The sequence below is a fragment of the Streptomyces calvus genome, assembly GCF_006782915.1.
GTDB lineage: Bacteria > Actinomycetota > Actinomycetes > Streptomycetales > Streptomycetaceae > Streptomyces > Streptomyces calvus.
In genome coordinates, this window is the sequence record NZ_VCNP01000064.1 from 77,899 (window position 1) to 98,771 (window position 20,873).

The 20,873-nt window shown below is 70.1% G+C and carries 18 protein-coding genes; 8 read left to right on the top strand and 10 right to left on the bottom strand.

Annotated elements, in window-relative coordinates; genetic code table 11:
• Positions 1 to 35: 35 nt before the first annotated feature.
• The 3 genes from FGW31_RS34675 to FGW31_RS34685 form a co-directional block, all read right to left on the bottom strand.
• Positions 36 to 227 carry a DUF5999 family protein gene (locus FGW31_RS34675; protein WP_308432325.1) on the bottom strand — a complete coding sequence of 64 codons (192 nt, stop codon included), beginning with the start codon at positions 225 to 227 and terminating at the stop codon, positions 36 to 38.
• 215 nt (positions 228 to 442) lie between these two features.
• Complete coding sequence (locus tag FGW31_RS34680; protein ID WP_142197577.1) at positions 443 to 700, bottom strand: WhiB family transcriptional regulator; 258 nt, start codon at positions 698 to 700, stop codon at positions 443 to 445.
• Between the two features lie 250 nt (positions 701 to 950).
• Positions 951 to 1,556 carry a hypothetical protein gene (locus tag FGW31_RS34685; protein ID WP_142197578.1) on the bottom strand — a complete coding sequence of 202 codons (606 nt, stop codon included), beginning with the start codon at positions 1,554 to 1,556 and terminating at the stop codon, positions 951 to 953.
• Between the two features lie 334 nt (positions 1,557 to 1,890).
• Here FGW31_RS34685 and FGW31_RS34690 point away from each other — a divergent pair, with 334 nt between their 5' ends.
• From FGW31_RS34690 to FGW31_RS34710, 5 genes are all read left to right on the top strand, one after another.
• The gene (locus FGW31_RS34690; protein WP_142197579.1) at positions 1,891 to 2,649 is read left to right on the top strand and encodes a GntR family transcriptional regulator; all 759 of its coding nucleotides are present in this window, start codon (positions 1,891 to 1,893) and stop codon (positions 2,647 to 2,649) included.
• Positions 2,646 to 3,353, top strand: coding sequence for an AAA family ATPase (locus FGW31_RS34695; protein ID WP_142197580.1), 708 nt, complete (start codon positions 2,646 to 2,648; stop codon positions 3,351 to 3,353). The genes FGW31_RS34690 and FGW31_RS34695 overlap by 4 nt, the downstream gene beginning before the upstream one ends.
• Before the next feature lie 236 nt (positions 3,354 to 3,589).
• Positions 3,590 to 4,822: a tetratricopeptide repeat protein gene (locus FGW31_RS34700; protein ID WP_142197581.1), complete on the top strand. Its 1,233-nt coding sequence runs from the start codon at positions 3,590 to 3,592 to the stop codon at positions 4,820 to 4,822.
• A gap of 1,108 nt (positions 4,823 to 5,930) precedes the next feature.
• Positions 5,931 to 7,403: a transcriptional regulator gene (locus FGW31_RS34705; protein WP_142197601.1), complete on the top strand. Its 1,473-nt coding sequence runs from the start codon at positions 5,931 to 5,933 to the stop codon at positions 7,401 to 7,403.
• 9 nt (positions 7,404 to 7,412) lie between these two features.
• On the top strand, positions 7,413 to 8,291 hold the full coding sequence (locus FGW31_RS34710) for a DciA family protein (protein WP_142197582.1): 879 nt from the start codon (positions 7,413 to 7,415) through the stop codon (positions 8,289 to 8,291).
• 10 nt (positions 8,292 to 8,301) lie between these two features.
• On the opposite strand, the gene FGW31_RS34715 is transcribed toward FGW31_RS34710, so the two are convergent.
• Both FGW31_RS34715 and FGW31_RS34720 read right to left on the bottom strand, forming a co-directional pair.
• Positions 8,302 to 8,973, bottom strand: a complete 672-nt coding sequence (locus tag FGW31_RS34715; protein WP_142197583.1) for an Abi family protein — start codon at positions 8,971 to 8,973, stop codon at positions 8,302 to 8,304.
• A 208-nt stretch (positions 8,974 to 9,181) separates the two neighbouring features.
• A complete protein-coding gene (locus tag FGW31_RS34720) occupies positions 9,182 to 10,150 on the bottom strand; it encodes a hypothetical protein (protein WP_233452635.1) in 969 nt (322 codons plus the stop codon).
• A 205-nt stretch (positions 10,151 to 10,355) separates the two neighbouring features.
• On the opposite strand from FGW31_RS34720, the gene tap reads away from it, so the two are divergent.
• Positions 10,356 to 12,710 carry a telomere-associated protein Tap gene (gene tap / locus FGW31_RS34725; RefSeq protein ID WP_142197584.1) on the top strand — a complete coding sequence of 785 codons (2,355 nt, stop codon included), beginning with the start codon at positions 10,356 to 10,358 and terminating at the stop codon, positions 12,708 to 12,710.
• Positions 12,711 to 12,722: 12 nt separating this feature from the next.
• The gene (gene tpg, locus FGW31_RS34730) at positions 12,723 to 13,280 is read left to right on the top strand and encodes a telomere-protecting terminal protein Tpg (RefSeq protein ID WP_142197585.1); all 558 of its coding nucleotides are present in this window, start codon (positions 12,723 to 12,725) and stop codon (positions 13,278 to 13,280) included.
• 152 nt (positions 13,281 to 13,432) lie between these two features.
• Here tpg and FGW31_RS34735 read toward each other — a convergent pair whose 3' ends face one another.
• The 4 genes from FGW31_RS34735 to FGW31_RS34750 form a co-directional block, all read right to left on the bottom strand.
• Positions 13,433 to 15,547, bottom strand: coding sequence for a protein kinase domain-containing protein (locus FGW31_RS34735; protein WP_233452636.1), 2,115 nt, complete (start codon positions 15,545 to 15,547; stop codon positions 13,433 to 13,435).
• A gap of 355 nt (positions 15,548 to 15,902) precedes the next feature.
• Complete coding sequence (locus FGW31_RS34740) at positions 15,903 to 16,418, bottom strand: hypothetical protein (RefSeq protein ID WP_142197586.1); 516 nt, start codon at positions 16,416 to 16,418, stop codon at positions 15,903 to 15,905.
• Positions 16,419 to 16,594: 176 nt separating this feature from the next.
• Positions 16,595 to 17,293, bottom strand: coding sequence for a CHAP domain-containing protein (locus FGW31_RS34745; RefSeq protein WP_142197587.1), 699 nt, complete (start codon positions 17,291 to 17,293; stop codon positions 16,595 to 16,597).
• A 240-nt stretch (positions 17,294 to 17,533) separates the two neighbouring features.
• Positions 17,534 to 18,907: a WD40 repeat domain-containing protein gene (locus FGW31_RS34750; RefSeq protein ID WP_142197588.1), complete on the bottom strand. Its 1,374-nt coding sequence runs from the start codon at positions 18,905 to 18,907 to the stop codon at positions 17,534 to 17,536.
• A 279-nt stretch (positions 18,908 to 19,186) separates the two neighbouring features.
• Here FGW31_RS34750 and FGW31_RS35885 point away from each other — a divergent pair, with 279 nt between their 5' ends.
• Positions 19,187 to 20,254 carry a tyrosine-type recombinase/integrase gene (locus FGW31_RS35885; protein ID WP_233452637.1) on the top strand — a complete coding sequence of 356 codons (1,068 nt, stop codon included), beginning with the start codon at positions 19,187 to 19,189 and terminating at the stop codon, positions 20,252 to 20,254.
• A gap of 50 nt (positions 20,255 to 20,304) precedes the next feature.
• Here the strand turns inward: FGW31_RS35885 and FGW31_RS34760 are convergent, their stop codons facing one another.
• The gene (locus tag FGW31_RS34760; RefSeq protein WP_142197589.1) at positions 20,305 to 20,859 is read right to left on the bottom strand and encodes a hypothetical protein; all 555 of its coding nucleotides are present in this window, start codon (positions 20,857 to 20,859) and stop codon (positions 20,305 to 20,307) included.
• Positions 20,860 to 20,873: the final 14 nt, after the last annotated feature.

Sequence of the window (20,873 nt, forward strand, 5' to 3'; positions counted from 1 at the left end):
CGGTGGTCGGTGCGGGCGGATCAGGCAGCCGTCAGTCAGGCCACGACCGTGAGGGGCCGGTGAGGGGCGACGACCTTGCCGTCGGGGAGCAGCTCCCCGGTGTCCTCGAACAGCAGGACGCCGTTGCACAGCAGGCTCCAGCCCTGCTCCGGGTGGGCGGCCACCGTGTGCGCGGCCTCCCTGTCCGAGCTGTCGGCCGTCGGGCACGGCGGCGTGTGCGTGCACAGCGACGTGGGCAGCCGCCGGGCCGTGCTGGCGGTGGCGGTCGTCGTGGTGTCGGGGTGAGTGCTGCGTCGCATGAGCTCTCCTCGCGGGGAAGCAACGCCCGAGGCTCTCCCGGGCTGGAGGCGTGCGAAAGACCGGCCGCCCGTACGGCGGGCGACCGCCCTGGTGGAACAGCGTGCTGCGGGCTGGAACTTCAGATGCCGTCCCGTACGGCGGGTCAGCTCTGCGCGTTCCGGGCCCGGTTGCGGGCGGCGCGGCGCTTCATCGCGCGGCGTTCGTCCTCGGACAGGCCGCCCCAGACGCCCTCGTTCTGCCCGGATTCCAGCGCCCACTGGAGGCACTGCTCCATGACCGGGCAGCGGCGGCAGACCGCCTTGGCCTCCTCGATCTGCAGGAGGGCCGGGCCGGTGTTGCCGATGGGGAAGAACAGCTCGGGGTCTTCTTCGCGGCAGACCGCGTTGTGGCGCCAGTCCATCCCGATCACTTCCCCTGCCGGACGCGGCGCAGGGCCTCGTCCATGATCGGGTCCGAGTCGCCCTCGTTCCGTGCGATGCTGTGCTGCATCAGGTCCTCCAGTCAGGTCCTGGACAGCCTCGAGGGCCCTACTCCTCGGGGCTGTCGCGTTCACTCCCCAATTGGGGAGTCGCTGCCGTACGAGCAGCCACGGCCCCGGCCGCCCCCTGTTTTCGGGGCGGCCGGGGCCGTGGTCGATCGTCTGAAGCAGGTCAGCTGACGCGGCGCTGCGGGTGAAGCGTCTTCAGCGGCACCGGCGGCGCGCCCAGCGGCGCGTCACCGTCGGGCAGCTGCGCACGGAGGGTGTCGGCGTCGCGAACCGCTTGCTCGGCCGACGCCCACTGCTCCTTGCGCAGCAGCCACAGCGGACGGCCGGCGGCGCGCTGCTTCTCCGCCGGCGCCTGCCGCCGGGCGGCGATCTGGCTGACGGCCGGGGCCGACTCGACCTTCGGCTTGCGCCGCACGGTGGTCCGACGGCGGGCGGCGGTCTCCGCGGCCCCGTCCTCCAGGCGCTTCTGCCACACCTCGAACGCGACGTCGACGCGCACCAGGCGGTTGCTGCCCTGACAGCGGACCGCCGCGTCCTTCCATGCACGGCCGGTGTCGTGCGGGACGAGCTTCTGCTGCTTGGCCTGGATGCCGGTGATCGGAACCCATGTCTTGCAGTCGGGGCAGATCAGCGACGCGGAGGCCGGGCGCAGGTCGTACTGGTGAGGCAGGAGGGTGGAGATGACGAGCGCCGGGCGGCCGTTGACGCTCCGGGAGCGGGTCCGGCTCTTACGGGGTCGGGCGGTGCGCTCAAGGGTGGAAGCCGACATGGGAACTCCTCACGAGCGAAGTGGCAGGGGGCGCGTCGCGGTGCTCTCTCCGCCCTCCAGGCCGCGCGGCACGAGGCCGGCGCCCCGCAGGACAGACAGCGCACAGCGCTGTGACGTGCGCGCAGTGGTCGCGCTGTTAGGCCCGGGGGAGTTTGGTGGAGCTCTCGACCCCGGCCACCCGAAGGCGGACGACTACTGCGGTCTTGCTGTGGTGCTCACTCGGTGCTCCCGGAGGATCACCGACGTCTTACATACATCAGGTTGCATCAGATGCCCGCTTGTGTCAAGCGGTATAGTGAGGCAATCAGATGCAAATCGAAGGAGGCGAAGGCAGATGTCCGGGCCACCCCGAGCCGACAACCGGCCGCCGTACGCGCGCATCGCGGGCCACTACCGCGACCTGATCAGCTCCGGGGAGCTGTCGCCCGGCGATCTCCTGCCCAGCATCAAGGCGCTGGCCACGGAGTGGGACGTCAGCACGGCCACCGCCGACCGGGCGATGAGGGTGCTGCGCGAAGAGAAGCTCGTGCGGGGCATCCCCGGCGTCGGCACCGAGGTCATGGCGCGCCCGATCTCGCTGGCTTCCGGCTCCGAACGCCATGACCGCAGCAGCAGGACTCAGTCCTCGTGGGGCGTGGGCGAGAAGTCGTCCGGCCACACCGCCGGGATAGTCGCGGCACCGGAGGACGTCGCTCACGCGCTGGGCATTTCGCCTGGTGACGATGTGATTCGTCGCAGCCGCGTTTACCGGGATGGTCATGGCATCGTCTCCCACTCGACGTCCTGGATCCCGGCGGAATTCGCCCAGGCCGTACCCGAGCTGGCCCAAAGCGAGCGACTCAAGGGCGGCCTCTCCTTGGACCTGATCGCTCGGGCCACGGGGCGCCAGGTCGTGAAACGCGTTGACGAGGAGACGGCGCGCATCGCCACTAAGCACGACCTCGAGCTCCTGGAGCTGGAGGCCGGCACCGTCGCGGCGATCCTCGTGTTGACCGCGCGCTTCCTGGACGCCGACGGCGAGCTGCTGGAGTACGGCGTGGACCTGGGGGCTCCGGGCCGTACCCGGCGCACGACGTCGGAGGTCCAGCGGTGACCACCCGCAACGCCGCCGTCCTTGACGACACGCTCGTCGCCTGCCTCGAAGGCCGCCTCGGTCAGCTCCTTCGAGCGGAGCGCACCGACACCCTCACGCTGGAAGGACGATCCGAAATCACGCGCATCTCCGCCGCTTTGTCCGGCCGACCCGGTCCCGCGCCTCGCGGGATCCTCATGACCGGTCTGCAGGGTGCTGGCAAGACGACCCTCGCCCGCGCCCTGGAGGCTGCCGGGTTCCGACGCCTCTGCCCTGACGAGGAGATGTTCCGGCGCTACGGCCACTACGGCAGGGACTTTCCCCGCGGGCAGTTCCGGGTCAGGGAAGCGCCCGTACTCAAGGACATCGCCCTTGAGCTCCGGGAACTTCTGGCGGCTGGACACGACACCGTGATCGACCACGGCTTCTGGACTCCCGAAGAGAGAGCCCAGTGGACAGCGACCGTGATGGAGGCCGGCGGCGAGCCCGTTCTCATCTACCTGCCTGTACCGCACGAGGTGCGCTGGGACCGGATCCGGAAGCGCAACGAGCAATCGCTGGTCGACCCGAACAGCATCGAGTTCAGCGAGGAGGATCTGCTTCGGCATGCAGGCCGTTTCTGTCCGCCGACCAAGGAGGAGCAGCACATCGTGTACGACGGCGACCCGGAGCACGTGCTGACGGAGCTCCACCGTGCACGTTCGGCGGATGGCGGCCCGCATTGACTCCTACCTCCCACCCGCAGCTCCCGGCACTTGATGACCATGACCGTGCTCGGGTCCTGCGGCTGCGGAAAGTGACATCCGCCGGTGACATTCGGAATGTCACCGCCACTTGTCACCTCCGCGCGATCAAGGGGCCGTGCCATGCTCGGCCGCAGAAGGGCCGGCTTCCGCTCCGCGGGCATCACCCTGTCGGGGCGCAGGCTGCGCCGCTGGACCGTACGGGGAAGGGGAGCGCGATGGTTGACGAGCGTCCTGACTGGGCTCGCCGGATGGTGGAGGAGCGCGCGGCTCGGGACTGGTCGCAGACCGACGCGGTGCGCGCGCTGATGGTCCGGCTCCCGGAGGACCAGGTCGTGAGCGAGCAGGACCTGTTGAGGCAGTGGAAGAGGTGGGAGGCCGGCGACGCGCAGCCCGTGAAGTACCGATCCGCCATTGCCGCCGTGTTCGGCACGACCACCGGCGCGTTCTTCCCTGAGCGCGGCCGACGTGACGGGCGCGCTGAAATCTTGCAGGTCAGCGGCATGGACACCGTGGACATCATCGCGCGGCTGCGTGCGTCGGACGTCGACTCCGCCACGCTGGACGCGCTACGGATCACGGCGGACCGCTTGTGCTGCGAGTACGCGTACATGCCTGCGGACCAGCTACTCATGGAGGGCAAGGCGTGGCTCGCCCGGGTCGTCGGCCTCCAGCACCAGCGGGTCAGCCTGGCGCAGCACCGCGAGATCGTCGCCCTGGCCGGGAAGCTGGCGCTCCTGGTGGGCTGTGTCGAGTACGACTCCGGGCGCCCGCGCGACGCGGAGGCGACCCGGCAGGCCGCGCTGATGCTCGGTCAGGAAGCTGGGGAGCTGAGCGTGCAGGGCTGGGCGCACGAGATGCGCGCCTGGTTCTCTCTCACCCGGGGCGACTACCGCGGCGTCATCGCGGCCGCCGAGGCCGGCATCGCCGTGGCGCCGAACGAGAGCGTGGCCGCGCAGTTGTACGCGCAGCAGGCCAAGGCGTGGGCGCGGCTGGGGGACCGGTCGCAGACCGAGGTGGCGTTGGACAAGGGGCGTCAGCTCCTGGAGCGCCTGCCGTACCCGGAGAACATCGAGGACCACTTCGTCGTCGACCCGGGCAAGTACGACTTCTACCGGATGGACGCCCTGCGCCGGGTGGGGGAGAACCGCCTCGCGGAGCAGCTCGCGAACCAGGTGATCCGGGCCGGGACCGACTTCGACGGCACGGAGCGCTCGCCCATGCGGAACGCGGAGGCCCGGGTCACCCTCGGCGTCGTCGCGGCCCGTGAAGGCGACCTCGACACCGCGCTCGCGTACGGGGAGAAGGCCCTGGCCGGCGACCGGAAGTCCCTGCCGTCGCTCGCGATGGTGGCCGCCGACCTCGGGCAAGCCCTTCAGTCTCACTACGCCCATGCCAGCGAGGCCCAGGCGTTCATCGCTCACCTCCGCGAACTGCGGGGTGGCCAGTGACCGGGAGCGCCTCAGACGTTGCTCGAATTCGTCCCACGGTTGTGTCCGGTTATGGGGCTAGGTTGTGGATCACTGGAAACGGCGAAAGCCCCAGGACCGTGCAGGGTCCCAGGGCTCTCGAACGGGGCGAAGCCTCGTTTGGGCGACACCTGATGGGAGGTGATCGCGGGATGAAGACTACCCGCGTCTGCGGAACTGCACGCGTATCTGTGCCGTTTCACCTATGCGATCACGCCATCGGGTCCGCATTTGGGTATGCGCCGACTCCGCTCTCGTGTTCGAGGGGGTCGGCCATGACCTAGCGGCCATCGGCCGCGCGCGCCGATAGGTGGAGTGCAATCCACTTGGCCCCGCGCGGCCCGTCTCGCCGACCAACAGGTCGGCCGCCCAGTCCCCGGTTGGCGCCGGTCCTGGGCTCCAGCTCATCGAGCTGGATCTGTTTTCTCTGCAAAACCCCGCCCTGGCAGGCGGTTTGTTCCACCCGGTCCGCTTTGGCAAGCGGGCCACCCCGGCTCTCCAGGAGCCCCTTTGGCAGGGGGCCTCTGTTGAGCCACCAGCGTCACCCCGGGTTCCGGCGGCTTTGGCAGGCCGTCGGCGCTCGGGGCTCCGTCCGTACAGAGCGCTCGGCCGTGGTCGGGTCCCTTGGCAGGGGCCTGGTCGCGGTCGGGGCGATCCATATGAAGGTTGGTGTCCCCGCCATAGTGCACGAGATCGGTGTCCCCTGTCAGCTCGACCGTGTCCGATTTGGCCTGATTCGAGCCTCCGACGCTTCCCGTGTGACGGGATCGGCTGCCCCTGTTTGCCCTTTTCACGGCATTAATCACGAAGATTCTTGGGGTTGGAGTGTCACACCGGCCCCGGTTCGGCGCACCTATTCCGAGAGGGGGACCCCTGTCCTCCTGGCGGTGCCGGCCGCCGCGGTGCTCTGGGGCTGCGTCCCGTGGGGCGGGACGGGATCGGAAGTTTCTGCCCGCCAGGCGGGAGGGACCGGGGTCCTCGCGGCTCCGCGAACTCTGTCCACAGGCGGCCTGCGCAAGGCTGCCCGGATGATCTCTTTCTCGTTCGTCCGGGCGGGCCGGTGAGCGCCGTGGCGGCGCCGGCCGCCGTGATGGTGCCCGCTCCGCGACCGGCGGCCGACGACGCCGACGCGGTCGCCGTGCTGTTCGTGCCGGAGGCGTCGCAGTGGCTGTCGACGTCGTCGGGCCGGGTCGCGGGCGACGGCTACTCGTGGATGCAGGCGGTCCACTGGGTCGCCGGGTCCGGGCTCTACAAGCCGCGGCGGCACCGGTCGCACGGCCCGCGTTCCTTCGGGGCGACGACCGTGCGCGTCGCCCAGGAGCTCGCGCAGCTCTTTCCGTGCCGTCCGGGGATCGAGTACCTGGTGCGGCGCACCGGCCTGTCCGAGCGGTCGGTGGAGTACCACCTGGGCATGCTGCGGGAGGCCGGGCTGCTCGCGTGGATCGTCAAGGGGACGCGAGTGTCCGGCGGCCCGGCGCAGGCCAGCGAGTTCGCGCGCATGATCCCGGTGGAGTTCGACGTCGCGCTCGGCATCCGCACGGTGCAGCGGGACGAGGACGCTCCGGCGTACACGCGGGCGGCGTCCGGGATCGCGGAGTCCGGCCGGGAGCTGATGGCGAAGCTGGCGAAGAAGGCGTCGCGGAAGGTGCGCAAGCCGCGCTCGAAGACGTCGTCGAAGGCCCCGGCGAGGGGTGCCCGGAAGGGTGCTGAGCAGGGGGTTGTGACGGCTGTTTCGGATGAGGCCCGTTGCACCCCAATGCAGGTCGGTACCTCAACTGTTTCTTCTGCGGGTGGTACTTCCTTCCCCCCTGAGAGCAAGCTCGCAAGCGGGGATGCCAAGTCCCCCACCCCGAAGAAGTCCAAGGCGAAGGCCGGCGGTCGCCGGAAGCTGAACGTCGTCGGGCGCCGCTTCCAGCTGGCCCGTGAGCTCACCCAGGAGCTGGACTGGCTGCGCGGCTGCTCTGTGGCCCGGATCGCCTGGGTGGCCCGGGGCGTGGCTGATGCCGGATGGACCGTGACCGACGTGAAGGGCTGGCTGCACCTTCGCGGCGAGGCGGCCCGGGTCCGCCGTGGCTCGGGTCTGCTCGCCGTGCTGCTGGCCGGTGCGGAGACGGTCCTGGACACCCCCGCCAAGCGGGCCGACGCCGTCGAGCAGTGGCGCGGTGCCCAGGAAGCCGCCCGCCGCCACCGCATCCAGCAGGTCCGCGCCCGCACCGAGCGCTACGAGGGCGACTGGGACGCCCCGACCAGCCGCGCCGTCCAGCGGCAGGTCAACGAGGCGTTCGCCGCCTCGTTCCGGCCCAAGCCCCAGGCTGCCGCGCCCGACACGGAGGCCCTGCCCGAGGTGTCCGGCGTGGACGGCCTCGAGGACAACGTGGTGGCCGAGGCCCGCGCGGAAGCCCGGCAGCGGCTGATGGTCGGCGACACCTCGCTGATCACCGTGGCGGTCGACGCCATGGGCCGCGAGACCGCGGAGCAGCTTTACGGCGCCGACCTGGTGCGCCGCGCTCTGCAGCTGGCGAGCGGCGCCCGCAGCTCGCTGATGACGTACGGACGCCGGTAGGAGGCCGAGATGACCGAGACGACCACCCCCATCGAGCAGCCCGCCGCCGACGGCCCGGAGCTGTCCGGCGTCGACCTCGCCCGGGTCGCGCTGCACGCCGCTCGCGAGGCCGCCAGGAAGCGCGGCGAGAGCGAGGCCCGCGCCCCGCGCCGCCGCCGGACCCGGGTCGTGCAGCGCGACGGCCGGGAGCCGGCCGGGTTCGCCGCCGTACTCCAGGGCCTGATGGCCGACCGGGCCTGGGACGTCCCGGCCGTCGGCGGCACCGTCCTGGACCGCTGGCCCGATATCGCGGCCGCCATCGCCCCGCAGCTGCCCACCCACGTCCAGGCCGTCGCCTTCCACCCGGAGATCGGCCAGCTGGACCTGCGCCCCGACTCCCCGGCCTACGCCACCCAGCTCCGCCTGATCAGCGCCCGGATCGTCGCCGCGGCCAACGAGTCGGCCGGCACCGACGCCGTGCGCAGTGTCCGGGTCCTGGCCGTCGGCGCCGCCCCGGGCTCCCGGCCCGCCGCACCGACTCCGGTCACCGCCCCGGACGCTCCTCCGGCCCCGATGAAGACGCGCGAGATGGCCTCGCCGGGCTTCCACCAGGCCCTCGCCGCGCACCAGGCCGTCGCGCCTCCCAGCCGTATCGACCCCTCGATCGCGGAGGCGGTGGAGCGGCAGACCGCGGCGATGCGGGCGCTCAGCCTCCGGGCCTTCCCGGAGCCGGAGCCGGTGGCCGATGACCAGCCGGCCCCGATCGAGCAGGCCCGCATCGAGCGCCGCCGCCAGGCCGACGTCTCCCACGCCGCAGCCCTGCGCCGGGCCCGTGCGGAGCGCGCGGCGCGGGAGGCCGGGACGGCGGCCGCGGTCCCGCAGCCGACGACGCTGGGCAGGACCGCGTGAACTCGAGGCGTCAGGGGCGGCGGGCGAGGACGTCGTCGATGCGGGAGGCGTCGGCGACCCACGTTGCGGCGGCCGGCGCTATGAAGCCGAGCACGGTCTGGATGTCGTCCCGGCGGGCTTCGAGGGCCAGGTGCCAGATCCCCTCGTGGTGAGCGATGCGGTTGCGGAACTTGTGCAGCCGTTTGACCGGGTCTTCCACCGTGGTCAGGGCACGGTTGGGGGCGTAGGGGAAGGCGCCCGCGAGGTCGGGCCACAGGTTGGTCTTGTACTGGCGGGCCAGCAGGAAGCGCCAGAAGCCGAAGCTCAGCTCTGCGATGACCTTCCCGCGCGGCGTGGTCGCAGCACCGCCCCGCCCAGCGCGCTCTTGGGCCTGGGCGATGTCGCCGCGGGCCTTGCCGCTGAGGGGGACCTGCCTGTCGATGTACCACTCGGTGGTCCAGCCCCGGCGCTGCTGGCGGGCAACGAGCCGTGCGTCCAGCGCGTTGCGCAGCATGATCTCCAGGTGCCCGAGCGGTTCGAAGAACGCCGCGGCGAGGTCGCTGTTCCACCGGTACAGCGCGAGCGCGGCGGTGGAGTCACCAGCGCAGGCGGCCAGGTAGGGGTTCAGCCGGTCGGGGCTGATCAGCTCGATGACGGCCTTGTCGTCGGGCGGCTCGATGCTGGTGGGCGGCGTGCTGTGCATGGTGGGGAAATCGTAGGTACACTGGGCGACGAAGACCCTGGAATTGTCCCTGGTAGCCCTCGAAAGAAGGCAGGCCATACCCCCAGGGTTCAGACGTCAGTCGAGGGCCGCACGGTTTGACCGTGCGGCCCTCGCGCTTTCCAGCCCGTGACGACGGCCGCCCGGACCGACCTGGGCGGCCGTCGTCTGCTTCTCGGTGAGATGCCGGTCAGTCGCCGGCCTCGTGGGGGAGACCGTCGTCCAGGACGATGCGGATGGTCTCGCCTTGTCCGGTGACGCCGGTGAGTTCGGCCGCGATGCGGTTGTAGGTCGTCATGGCCAGTGCCCAGTCGCCCTGCAGCGGGGTGGCGGTGGAGCGGGTGTTCCACAGCTCGATGAGCAGGGCGATGAGGGAGCGTCCAGACAGGACCGTCTGGACGCGGCCCTCCTTGATGTCCTCCACCGAGGGCGGGGTGCGGAAGTGGCTGTGGTCGACGGCCAGGGCGGCGAGCCACTCCCAGGTGTCGCGGTGCGCGATCAGTTCGGCGGAGGCCACACCGGCGGCCTTCAGCAGCAGAACGCCATGTGCGACCCGCGGATCCTCCGCGCCGGCGGCCTGCGGCGTGGCAGCAGAGGGCTGGCCGGCGGAGGTGCCGGTGCCCTGGTAGGCGGCCTCGATGGCACTCTTCAGCGCGAGGTCCTGGTCCGCGCCGGACTCGGGCTGCGGCCGGTGCCCAGTGTTCTCCATGGTTCCCCCCTGGGAGTCGGTGTCGGTTGAGACGGACGGATGACCTTCGGCGTCGGCGGACGAGCCGTAGCTGGCCTCGGGTTCGGGCGGCTGCGCAGTCCCCTCGGGATGGGTCTGCGTGCCCTCGCCGGACGTGTCACCTGCCCCTTCGGGCGGCGCGAAGGGACGCAGAACGTCGACAAGGTCCAGGAGCTGCCGGAGCTCCCCTCGCGTCTCGTTCAGGTCGCTGATCATCCGGTCCTGCCGGCGGCGGACCTCCCGGTTCTCCTCACGCAATCCGGTGACGCCCGCCTGGAGCTGTTCCAGGATCTTCAGGCGGCTCTGCGTGACGTCACCGTGCAGTGCGGTCAGCCCGACCGTCGGGTCATCGAGGCGATCGAGACGTGCGAGTTGCTGTCGTATCGCCTCCAGTTCCTTCATGGCGTCGCCGAACGCGTCTTTCCACCCCACGTGACCCCCTGATTACTCCGAGCATGCGACCGCCCATATCTCCCCACCGGGGCCCGGGGGGACGCGACGGGTTCCAGCCCTTCCCTGGCCAGGACCATCCGTACCGCTTCCGCACGCCGTTCGTACGCGATTCGTACGCGATTCGTACGGTTAATGTTCGCCATGCGTACGGTTCTTGGGGTAGATGTCGGTCAGGAGGTGTTCCATGTCCGAGTTGTTCGACGCGGTCGACGCACTGGTCGCGTCCCGCTCGCCGCTGCCGCCAGCGGAGGAGCGCAAGCGGCTGCGGGTCGCGCACGGCCTGACGCTGGACGAAGTCGCCGCTGCGCTGAAGGTGCGCCGGGCCACGGTGTCCGGATGGGAGTCGGTCAAGAAGCCGACCGAGCCGCGCGGCCCGGAGCGTGAGGCGTACGCCCGGCTGCTGCGGCAGCTCGCGGAGCTCTACCCGGCACCTGCAACGCCGCAAGAGCCGGCTGCCCCGGTGCCCGCCACGTTCACCGGCGCGCCCGACCCGGCAGGCGAAATGCCAGAGGTGCCGGACGCTGCGATCGAAGAGATCGTCAGCTCCCTCTACCCCACTCCCGGCGCGCCCCGCCCGGCGGGCTTCGCCGACCCGGCGGGAGCGCGGACTCTGTCCACAGGGGAGGCGTCCGAGGCTGCGGCCATGAGTGCAGCCGAGAACACCCAGACCCCTGCCCCTGCTCCCGTTGCCGCTGCCCCGGCGGCCGCGCCCCGTCCGGCGCGCACCACCGGAACCTGGCCGACGTCGCGCCGCCCGGGTGCGAAGAAGGCGGCCCCCGCCGGTACCCCGGCGGGCGGCCCCGACCCGCGGTTCGAGAACGGGCCGCTGGCGGTCGTCAACGTGGAGGACGGGGAGGTGCTGGCGTACTGCACCGGCGGCTTGGTCCTGGACGTGCCCGCCAAGAGCCTCCCGTCCCTGGTGGACTGGACGCTCAAGGAGGCGAAGCTCGGGCAGCCGAAGTTGTCGGGGCCGGGCAAGGACGCCGACCTGCTGCTCGTGCTCACCGAGGCCGCCCTGGAGCGCTACGGCCTGCCCGTCACGCTCACGGAGGAGGAGAAGCACGCCGGGCGGATCCCGGAGGGCCACAAGGTCATCAAGCAGCTCGCGCGCGCGGACTGGAAGCTGACGAAGAGGGGCCTCGGCCCGTGGGCGCGGATCTACCGCCCCGCCACCGGTTCGGAGCGGGCCTGTGTGCAGCTGTGCATCCCCTCTTGGAACGCGCTGGACACCCGGCACTGGGGCGAGGCCGGGCAGCTCCCGCCGGCGGAGCTCGCCCGCGTCCTGGGCGTGTACGCCTCCCGGGTGATGACGCCGCGCGGCTCCACCGCCGTGACCGGCCTGGAGCTAATGACTGCCCTGCACCCGCCGACCCGGGCCTCCGAGCCCGACGCCGACGGCAAGCGGCACTCCGAGCACAACCCCGGCAGCCTGGGCAAGGACGCCATCGACCCGATGAACTGGCCCCCGTGCGAGGTCCCCGACGACCACCCCGTCCTCAAGGACCTGCCCCGCTTCCACGGGCGCGGCCCTGCGGAGAAGCTGTTCGAGGAGGCCTTCGACTGGGCACGGCCGATGACCGACGCGGAGTGCACCCTGCGGCACCTGGTCGGCATCGACGTCAACATGGCCTTCGCCGCCGGCGCTAACGGTCTGAACGTCGGCCTTGGTAAGGCGACGCACGTCAAGGCTCCCGCGTTCGACCCGAAGCTGCCCGGCTCGTGGCTGGTCGACCTGTCCCACGTGGACCTGTCCCGCGTGAAGGTCGGCAAGGAGTGGGTGGAGCTGGACGGCAGCCTGCTGCCGTCTCCGTTCACGCCGAAGGGGGAGCGGCCCGAGGGCCCGGCCTGGTACGCGACGCCGACCGTGGCGTACGCGGTGGAGCTGGGCTACGAGGTGCGGCCGATCGAGGCGTGGGTGCGGCGCGAGCACGGCCGCTACCTGGACGGCTGGTACAACCGGCTCCGGGACGCCTACCTGGCCACGATGGCCGACCTAGGGGTGCACGCCGACATGACGCCGGAGGCGTTCCTGGCGGCGATGGACGGCTGCACGGAACGCGACCCGGAGCTGGCGATCGTCGTCTCCGCGGTCAAGGCGACGGTGAAGGGCGGTCTGGGTAAGCTGCGCGAGCGCCCGCGCGGGGAGGGCTGGCGGCCCGGCGAGCCGTGGCGGGCACTGTCCCGGCCGACGTGGCGGCCGGACATCCGCGCGGCTGTCATCTCCCGCACCCGGATCAACCTGCACCGCAAGATCGTCAAGCATGCGGCGTTCACCGGCCAGTACCCGGTGGCGATCCTGTCCGACTGCGTCGTCTACGCGGCCAACGGGCCCTCGCCGCTGGATTTCCTGCCCTACCGGGAGGGCAAGCCGCTGCCCGGCGGCTTCAAGCTCGGCATCAACCCCGGCCTGGTCAAGCACGAGGGCACCCAGAGCGTCCTGTGGGGCGAGGAAGTCCGCGAGCGGTTCAACGCCCCGGAACTCAACCTCGCCCGGTACATCAAAGACGGCACCGTCACCGACGTCGACAACGGAGAGTAGGAGTAGGCCACGATGAGCCTGTTCGAGGACGGCCTGGACGCCGCCGTGCAGAGGGCGTTCACCCGCCCGGCGCCGAAGTCGGCCGGAGCGCAGATGCGGTACCTGGTCAAGCAGCTCAAGGGCACGAAGGCGGTCGCCCAGATGCTGCGGGTCTCCCAGCGCACCGTCGAGCGGTACGTCAAGGACCAGATCAAGAAGCCCCGCCCCAACCTCGCCGCGCGCCTGGAGCGCGAGGTGAAGAAGCGGTGGCAGCCGCAGGTCAGAGCCAAGGCCCGGCGGAACGCGGCCACCACCGGCGGCATCGTCATCGACACCCAGGCCCGCATGGGGTACACCGCACCGATCGGGTCGACAGATGAGGACCGCGTCCGGCACCTGACCGTCGCCCTGCCGCCCCGCTACGCCGCTCGCCTCTTCGAGGCCCAGGAGCACGGTGCCAGCGACCAGCAACTGCAACAGATCGTGGCCGAAGGGCTCAAGGAGGTGTACTTCCAGGACGGCGGCCGCCGCGCCGGCAGCCTGGAAGCGGTCCGGTTCACAGACATCGAGCACCTTGAGTTCGAGCTGTAGCAGAGCCGCATCCTGAACAGCCCGCGAGCCCCATGTGGCAGGGTGCGTCAGTTGGCCATTTCGGCGACCCGCGCTTGGCGATGTCGGAACGTCCCGTGCACGCCGCTGACAACGGCATCAATCTGATGGAGCGCTTGTCTCCGCACCGACGTTCACGCTGTGGGCGGAGCAATCGCGAAGATGGATCCCGTGGTGGAACCCGCGTACACCCTGCCGTCCAGCACCACGGGCTCCGTCCGCCTGCGAGTGAGATCCGCGACGCTCAAGTTCGGGTCGCGTCGTGCCGCGCTCCGCCACACGGTCTTTCCGGTTGCTGCGTCGACACAGATAATCCGTCCGTCCCCGACCAGACTGTACAGACGACCATCAGAGAACACGGGACGTGCGGGGGACTCGCCCGTCGTCTCCATGGTCCACTTTCGCAGGCCCGTCCGTAGGTCATACGCGGCCAACATGCCATCTGTCCGGCTGAGGTACAACATGTCGCCCTGCACACGGGCGGTGCCCACGAAGGCGTCCCGCAGAGGTAGGCGTTCCACGTTTCCGTCTGCATTGGTGATGCGGGTGACGCTCTTGCCGTCGAGGAGCAATGACAATGTGTCACCATCGGCTGCGACCGGGGTGCCGGGGTCCTCGTCGAATGTGGCGAGTACCTTCGTCGTCTGCAACGTGGCGGCGTGGAGGACAGCGACGGACGTGATGAAGCCCTCCTCCCCATACCGCAGCAGATGGAGCACGTTGTCCCCGCCGTCGAAGAGGTCGTAATACTCGCCAGCGGGAAAGGTCCTGGATCCAATCAGCTTTCCCGTCCGTGCGTCCCTGCGGTCGATCCGAACCCCGTCCACATGATGGTGAGTCGTCGTGACCGTGGATTTCTGTAGGGTGAAAGTCGGGGGCCCCGACGCCTGGGCTGACCACAGGCGGTCACCGGTATTCACGTCGAAGCCCACGAGCTGTTCCTCGTCCACGTCCTGGACAAGAACCGTGTCTCCCACGAACCCCACGACCAAGCCCGGCTGCGACGACTCGTCAGTGTGCCGCTTACTCCATCTGACCCGTCCGGAGGCGACGTCGATCCGCTCGGCAACCACACCGGCTTCGGTGCACACGAGAACATCCCCGCTACCGGCGCAAGCGGGGATGTCATGCGCGAGGTGCTCTGTGCTGGTGGTCGGCTTCTTTTCCCACAGCGCCCACCCCTTCGGTCGCAGGGCTGCCACCGGTTCGTCGACGGAAGCAGCCCGTGTTGACGAGGCCTTAGCCGAGGGCGATGCGGAACCTTCGGCATCGTCACGATCCCCTCCCGCAGTACCCACCTGCGCCATCGACACCGCCACCGCGACCCCGATCGCAGCCACGGCGGCCAGATAGATGCGTGCCCGGGGCCGGGGCCGGGGACCGTTCGCGATCCCTTCAGGTGCCGTCGTCTCCTTGGGCCTCTCCGCGCAATCCACCTCCTTCTCGTTGAGCAGAGCAAGCAGTTCAGTGGGGGAGGGCCGGCTACTGGGGTCCTTGCGTAAGCACTTCTCGATGACGGAACGCAGGGCCGACGGGACTTCGGCAAGGTCCGGATCGTCCTGCACGATCTTCATCGCAACCGCGATGGGCGGGGCGCCCGTGTCACCGTCGAACGGCCCCTGGCCCGTCGCTGCGTACGTCAGGACTCCGCCCAGTGCGAACACGTCGGCCGCCGTCCCTACCTCGCGCGGCGTGCTCACCTGTTCCGGCGCCATGAAGGACACAGTGCCAAGGATCTTGCCGGTCCGCGTCAGCGGTTCCGCCCTCAGCACACGGGCGATACCAAAGTCAATGACCCGAGGGCCGTCCTCGGTCAGCAGCACATTGCTCGGCTTCAGATCGCGGTGCACCAGACCAGCCCGGTGGATGTCACGCAGGGCCTCTGCGAGACCCCTGCCCAGCCGCCACACGGCGTCTTCCTCAAGCACACCGCTCTCGCGCACACGCTCTGAAAGCGTCGGGGAATCGAAGTACTGCGTCGCCATCCAGGGAGGCTCAGCATCAGCATCGGCGCCCACCACCGAAGCAGTGAAGGCCCCGCTGACCTGTCTCGCGGCCTCGATCTCGTGCCGGAACCGGGCGAGGTAATCGATGTCGTGTGCAAACTCCCAGCGGATGACCTTAAGAGCGACCTGCCGGCCGGACGGCGACACCGCCAGATAGACGACTCCCATGCCGCCCGCACCGATCCGGCGTTCGATCCGGTACTCCCCTACCACCGACGGCGTCTCCTCGTCCTGCAACCTCAAGGCCCCCTCCTACGACTCCGCAGTGTTCGAACCTCTCCACACATCAACGTGAGTTGGAAGGCTCACCCAGGTTCTTGCGGGCAGCATGGACGCTAGCGCATTCTGCGTCATTGTTAGATGGCGAGCGATCACAGAGGCAGTACGCAGAGCGGACCGCTCGGGGGGAGACCCTAGGGTGATTTTCCCCGGAGACTCCCACCCGCGACCAGCAGGAGCACCGCGAGAGCCGATCACACCAGTCCTTCGCCCTGCGACTTGCGAGGCTCTGGTGCAGCCGAGCTTTTGGGACGCCGGTGTAACTGGGTCCACCGCCTGCAGGCGGTGGACCCAGTTACACCGGGCGCGGTCCTGTCGCTCAGGAGCGGCTGTTGTAGTAGGTGATGTCCCAGTGGTTGCCCTCGCGAGCGTAGACGTTGCCGGCCGGGGACTTGTACAGGGTGGCGCCGTCGCTCCGCTTGCCAGAGTGCTTGAAGCGGCTGGTGATGTAGTTGTTGACGCAGCTGTTGAGCGCGATGTCGGCCTTGTAGCCGTTGTAGTGGCTGTAGGTGCCCGAGGCGTGACCGCGCTCGGTGCCGCCGGTGACACGGACGGCGCACCTGCTGGCCTTCTTGAACGCCACGAGGCCGGCGATCGTCGCCTTGTTGATCTTCGTGAACGAGGTGCAGCGGCTGTTCCCCCGGTTGGAGCAGCCACCGCTGGACGACCAGCTGATGTTGGCCTGCTTCAGCACGGCCGCCGCCTGGGCGTGGGTCTGGTACTTGGCAGGCGCGGGAGCGGCGTCCGCGGTGGCCGCGAGCGGACCGCCGAGGACGGCGGCCGCGGCGAGAGCGGAGAGGAAGGCGCGGTTCGGGGCGAGGTACTTCGTCTGCATGGTTGCTGCTCCTGGGTGGAACGGGCGCCGGACGCCGCAGGGTGCCGGCGACGTGGGTGGGAAGGCGGGGGCGCTTCGGACGAGCAGCCCCGCCTGAAGATCTTGTGGTGGTCGAACAGTCCGGTCGGGCGGCCGGTCGTGGGCAGGCGGGGCCTGGGCCGGTGGTGTTGAGCCGGCTACCGCGCGGAGGCGAATCCGGCGAACTTCTTGCTGGGCAGGTAGGGGCCGCCGCCGGTGGCGCGCTTGTCGTCCCAGGAGTAGGTCTGGCGGGTGACACTGTCGGTGCCCGCACCGGCGTTGCCCTCGATGGTGGTGACGGACCGGCCCTTCACGGAGACGACCACACCCACGTGACCGAAGGCGTTGTTGGAGGTATTGGTCCACACCAGGACGTCGCCGGGCTGCGGAAGCCTGTTGACCCGGTAGGGGTGGAACCGGTTGCCCATGTGGGTACGCCACCGCTGGGAGGCCTCGTACTTCGCCGGGACGCCCTGCTTGCCCCACATCGCGGCGGCGAAGTGCCCGCACCAGGACTGGCCGTTGTAGTTGTTGTAGACGTTGAGGTTGTGGCCGCCGAGGTAGTTGTTGTTGCCCTTCGGGGTGCTCAGCTTGATGGGGCCGTTCTTCGCCGTCCTGTACTTGGTGGGCGTCTTGAGTGCGTGCTCGGCCCTGGCGACGATCTGCTGGCGCGTGAGGGCCAGGGACGACGCGGATGCGGCGGACTTCTCCCCGGTTGCCGCCGCCGTCGCAATGGCGGGCTCGGCGGGTGCGGCCTGGGCCTGGGACACGGCGAGGCCGCCGGCGAGCAGAGCGCTGAGAGCGAGCGCGACGATACGGGTGTTCCCGGACACGGGCACGGTGGTGGAATTGGTCATGAGGTTCGCTCCTTCTGAGATGTTCGTCCCTCGCTGCCGAAGGCGACCGGCAAGGCGTTGAAGGACAGGTGGTCACGCCGGGGTGGCCGGGGGTTCCCGCGGCTTTCGGCGCAACTTGAGTCTCGGCACCAGCGGTGGGCGGGATCCAGGGTTCCGCGGTTTCCTCTTGCGCCAGGGCGGCCGGGAAACCCCCGCTGACCTCGCACGATGCGCATGCGGGTGACGGGCCGTCGGCCCAGGTCACCTGCAGCCCGGCTCGTAGGGAACCTGAGGGAGCTGCTGCCTCCACCGGTTCTCGCCGAGGTGCCCGACGACCCGGCAGACCTGGCGGAGAACCTGCTGCGCGTCAAGGCTCCACCGGCGGATCGTGCCGTCCTCGGAAACGGACACGATCGGCCCGTCCTCCCCCATGAAGGCGACGGAGCGGACGGTGCGGCGGTGCCCCTCGAGGGTGTGGAGGAGCCGCCCGTCGGAGGTGTCCCAGACGCGGACGGTGTTGTCCTGGCCCGCGGTGGCGAGCCGGGTGCCGGACCGGTTGAAGGCTGCGGTGAAGACGCCGCCGGTATGGCTGGCGAGGACGCGCGGGCGGCTCTCCGGCCCGCGATCCCAGAGCCTCACCGTGTCGTCCCAGCTGGCTGTGGCCAGTAGGCCCTTGCGACCCGCGGCCACGTCGAGAACCGGCGCGCCGTGGGTGAGCCTGCGCTGCAGACGGGCGTCGGTGAAGTCCCAGACGTTGGCCGCGCTGTCGAGACCTGCCGTGATGACGGTGTCCTCGCCCAGGAAGGCGACATCCTGCACGCCGTCGGAGTGACCGCTGAGGACGTGGAGTCGGGTCGGCCTGTCCGCTCCGCTGTCGGCCAGGTTCCAGAGCCCGGCCGTGTGGTCATCGCTGCCAGTGGCCAGGATGTGGCGGTGCCCGGGGCGGAAGTCGAGCGACCTGACGGTACGTTTGTGCGCCCGCCACTGCGCGATGGGAAGCCCGGGCGGACGCAGCGGGTCGTCGGTGCGCCAGACGAGGACGCGGCCACTCTCGTCGGCGGCGGCGAACCGGCTTCCGTCGTCACTGAAAGCGACCGCGTGCACGGATGTGTTTCCATCGCCCGTTCCCCGCAGGCGGCGTGCCGTGCCCGTGCGCAGGTCGAGGATGCGTGCGGAGCCGTCCTGTCCGGCGAGGCCCAGATGACTGCCGTCCGGGGAGAGTTCCGCATCCAGCCAGGGCTCGCCGCGCTCAAGCAGCCCAAGCGTGCCGGTGGGTGTCCACAGCCGGACGACCCGGTCGTCACCGCCGGTCGCGAGGGTACGGCCGTCGGGCGAGTACTCGGCTCCCCAGACAAAGCCCTGATGACCCACCAGGGTGGTGAGCAGCCGGTGTGAGGTGAGGTCCCAGACAGCCACGACGTCCTCGTGGCCGGAGGCGGCGACATGGAGCCCGTCCGGGGAGACCGTTACGTCGACCACCGAGTCCGTCAGCCCTGCGAAGGTCGCCTCCTTCTTCCCGCCGCTGATGTCCCAGAGGGAGACGTCGCCGTCCCATTCACCGGCCACGAGCCTGCGTCCGTCCGGAGTGAAGGCGAGGGCCCAGATGCTGTCACTCCCGTCGTTGTCCAGTTCCAAGGCCCTGTTCTCGTATAGCTACGGCAGACGGACATGTAGCGCAGGGTGACGCTCGGGGGCGGGCCGGACGCGGGGGTCGGCGGTAGCGGCTGTTTCGCTTTGAGGCGGCCTATCGGGCTTCTGCCACCCTGGTGGTTGGCCGGGTGATGCCGCAGTAAATGCCGGATTTACTGCGGCAGAGCCCTTATGGTGATCTCCGCGACCTGCGGCGGACGGTTCCGGCCGCCGCTGCGAGGTGTACGCATTTACTGCGGCAGCACTGGAAGGGTGGGGGCGGGCATGACGATCGAACCGGTTACCGAACTCGGGGGCGGGGGCGCACTCCGGCTGCCGCGCTCCCGGGTGGTGCCTCTGTCCGCCCCGCCGGCGACGTTCACTGCGGCCGTCGAGCGGTACCTCACCGGCGCAGGCATCGCGAAGTCCTCCGCGCGGATCTACCGGATCTCGCTGACGACGTGGGGCTGGATGTTCGCGGGCGAACCGGCGCCGGTCGGCCCGGCCCGCCGCGGCGCGAAGCCGCCCGTCTCCCCCGTCACCGCGATTGACGACCCGGCGCTGCCGGAGGTGCTCGCCGAGCTGGCGGCGGCGCGGGCGGACGCGATGGACGCCGACACCGTCAACCGGGAGCTGTCCATCGCGCGTAAGGCGATTGGTTGGTGGCAGCGCCAGGGCTGGATCGACGGTGATCCCACGATCGGCATCGAGCGCCGCCCGGCGCCGCCGGACCGCACCAGGGCCCTGGCGGAGAACCAGATTGCCGCCCTGTGGCGGCTGGACGTCTCCCTGCGGGAGAAGACCTGCTGGAAGATGCTCTACGAGTCCGCCGCCCGCGCGGACGAGACGCTGCGCCTGAACGTCGAGGACCTCTACCCGCAGGACAAGCGCGGGAAGATCACTGCCAAGGGCGGTGCGACGGAGTGGATTCACTGGCAGTCCGGCACCGCCCAGCTCCTGCCCCGCCTCATCGCCCGCCGCACCCGCGGCCCGCTGTTCCTCACCGACCGCAAGGCCCCGGCCCGCACACCGGCGGCGGACGTCTGCCCCGAGACAGGCCGGGCCCGCCTGTCCTACCGCCGGGCCGAGGAGATCTTCGAGGAAGCCACCCGGCTGCTGGCCAACCCCCTCGCCGCGCCCGAGGACGTCGAGGATCTGGACGGCTGGACCCTGCACCGGCTCCGCCACAGCGCCCTGACCCACGACGCTGAGGACGGCACCTCCACCCCGATGCTGCTGGCCCGCTCCCGCCACGCCTCCGTCCGCTCCCTGGAGCGGTACGCCCGCCCCGGCGTCGACGCAGTCGCCCGACACGTCGCCGAACGCGACCCCGCCGCCCGCCGCAAAAGTTGAGCCCCGGAACCTACCGGTGAGTGACTTGCTTTTGGGTGTCCGAGCTGGGACTACTGGTTCGGGTTAGCTGCTTGGCCGCATTCAGAGAGCGTCTTGACCTCTACGTCTTTTTCGGTCGCCCACATGGTGGTTTTGTCTTTGGTGGTGACGCTCACGCTGTTCGGCCATTCCGGTCCTCGCAGTCCTCCCCCTGCGGCGCGGGTCCAAGCTCTTCCGTTGGCGTCCACAAATGCGAGCCTCAGCCCGGAACCCTGGATGTTTTCTGGATCCACGTAGAGCTTCGCAACGGGAACGTCTAGGCGACTGCAAGGCGGGAGGACCCCGGCCGGCTGGGAGAGGCCCATGGGCAAGGTCGGGTCATCGAAGTATATGGAGGCCCATGCGGGATCCAGGGAGCGGTTGGCAAGGACGATACGCGTCGGCTGGTTGCCTTCGGTCCACATCGAGATGCGGGAGGCTTGTGCGCGCTCGTCGTTTTCGTTGTTCTCACGTGACTGGGCAAGCTGATCGTCTGCGACCTGAGCAGCCTTGTACGTTCCCCACGCTGTGATCGCAAGGCTTGCCGCAGCTACGACCGCGGCGAGAACCGCGGTGTGCTTGGCCACATCAGACCTGCGAT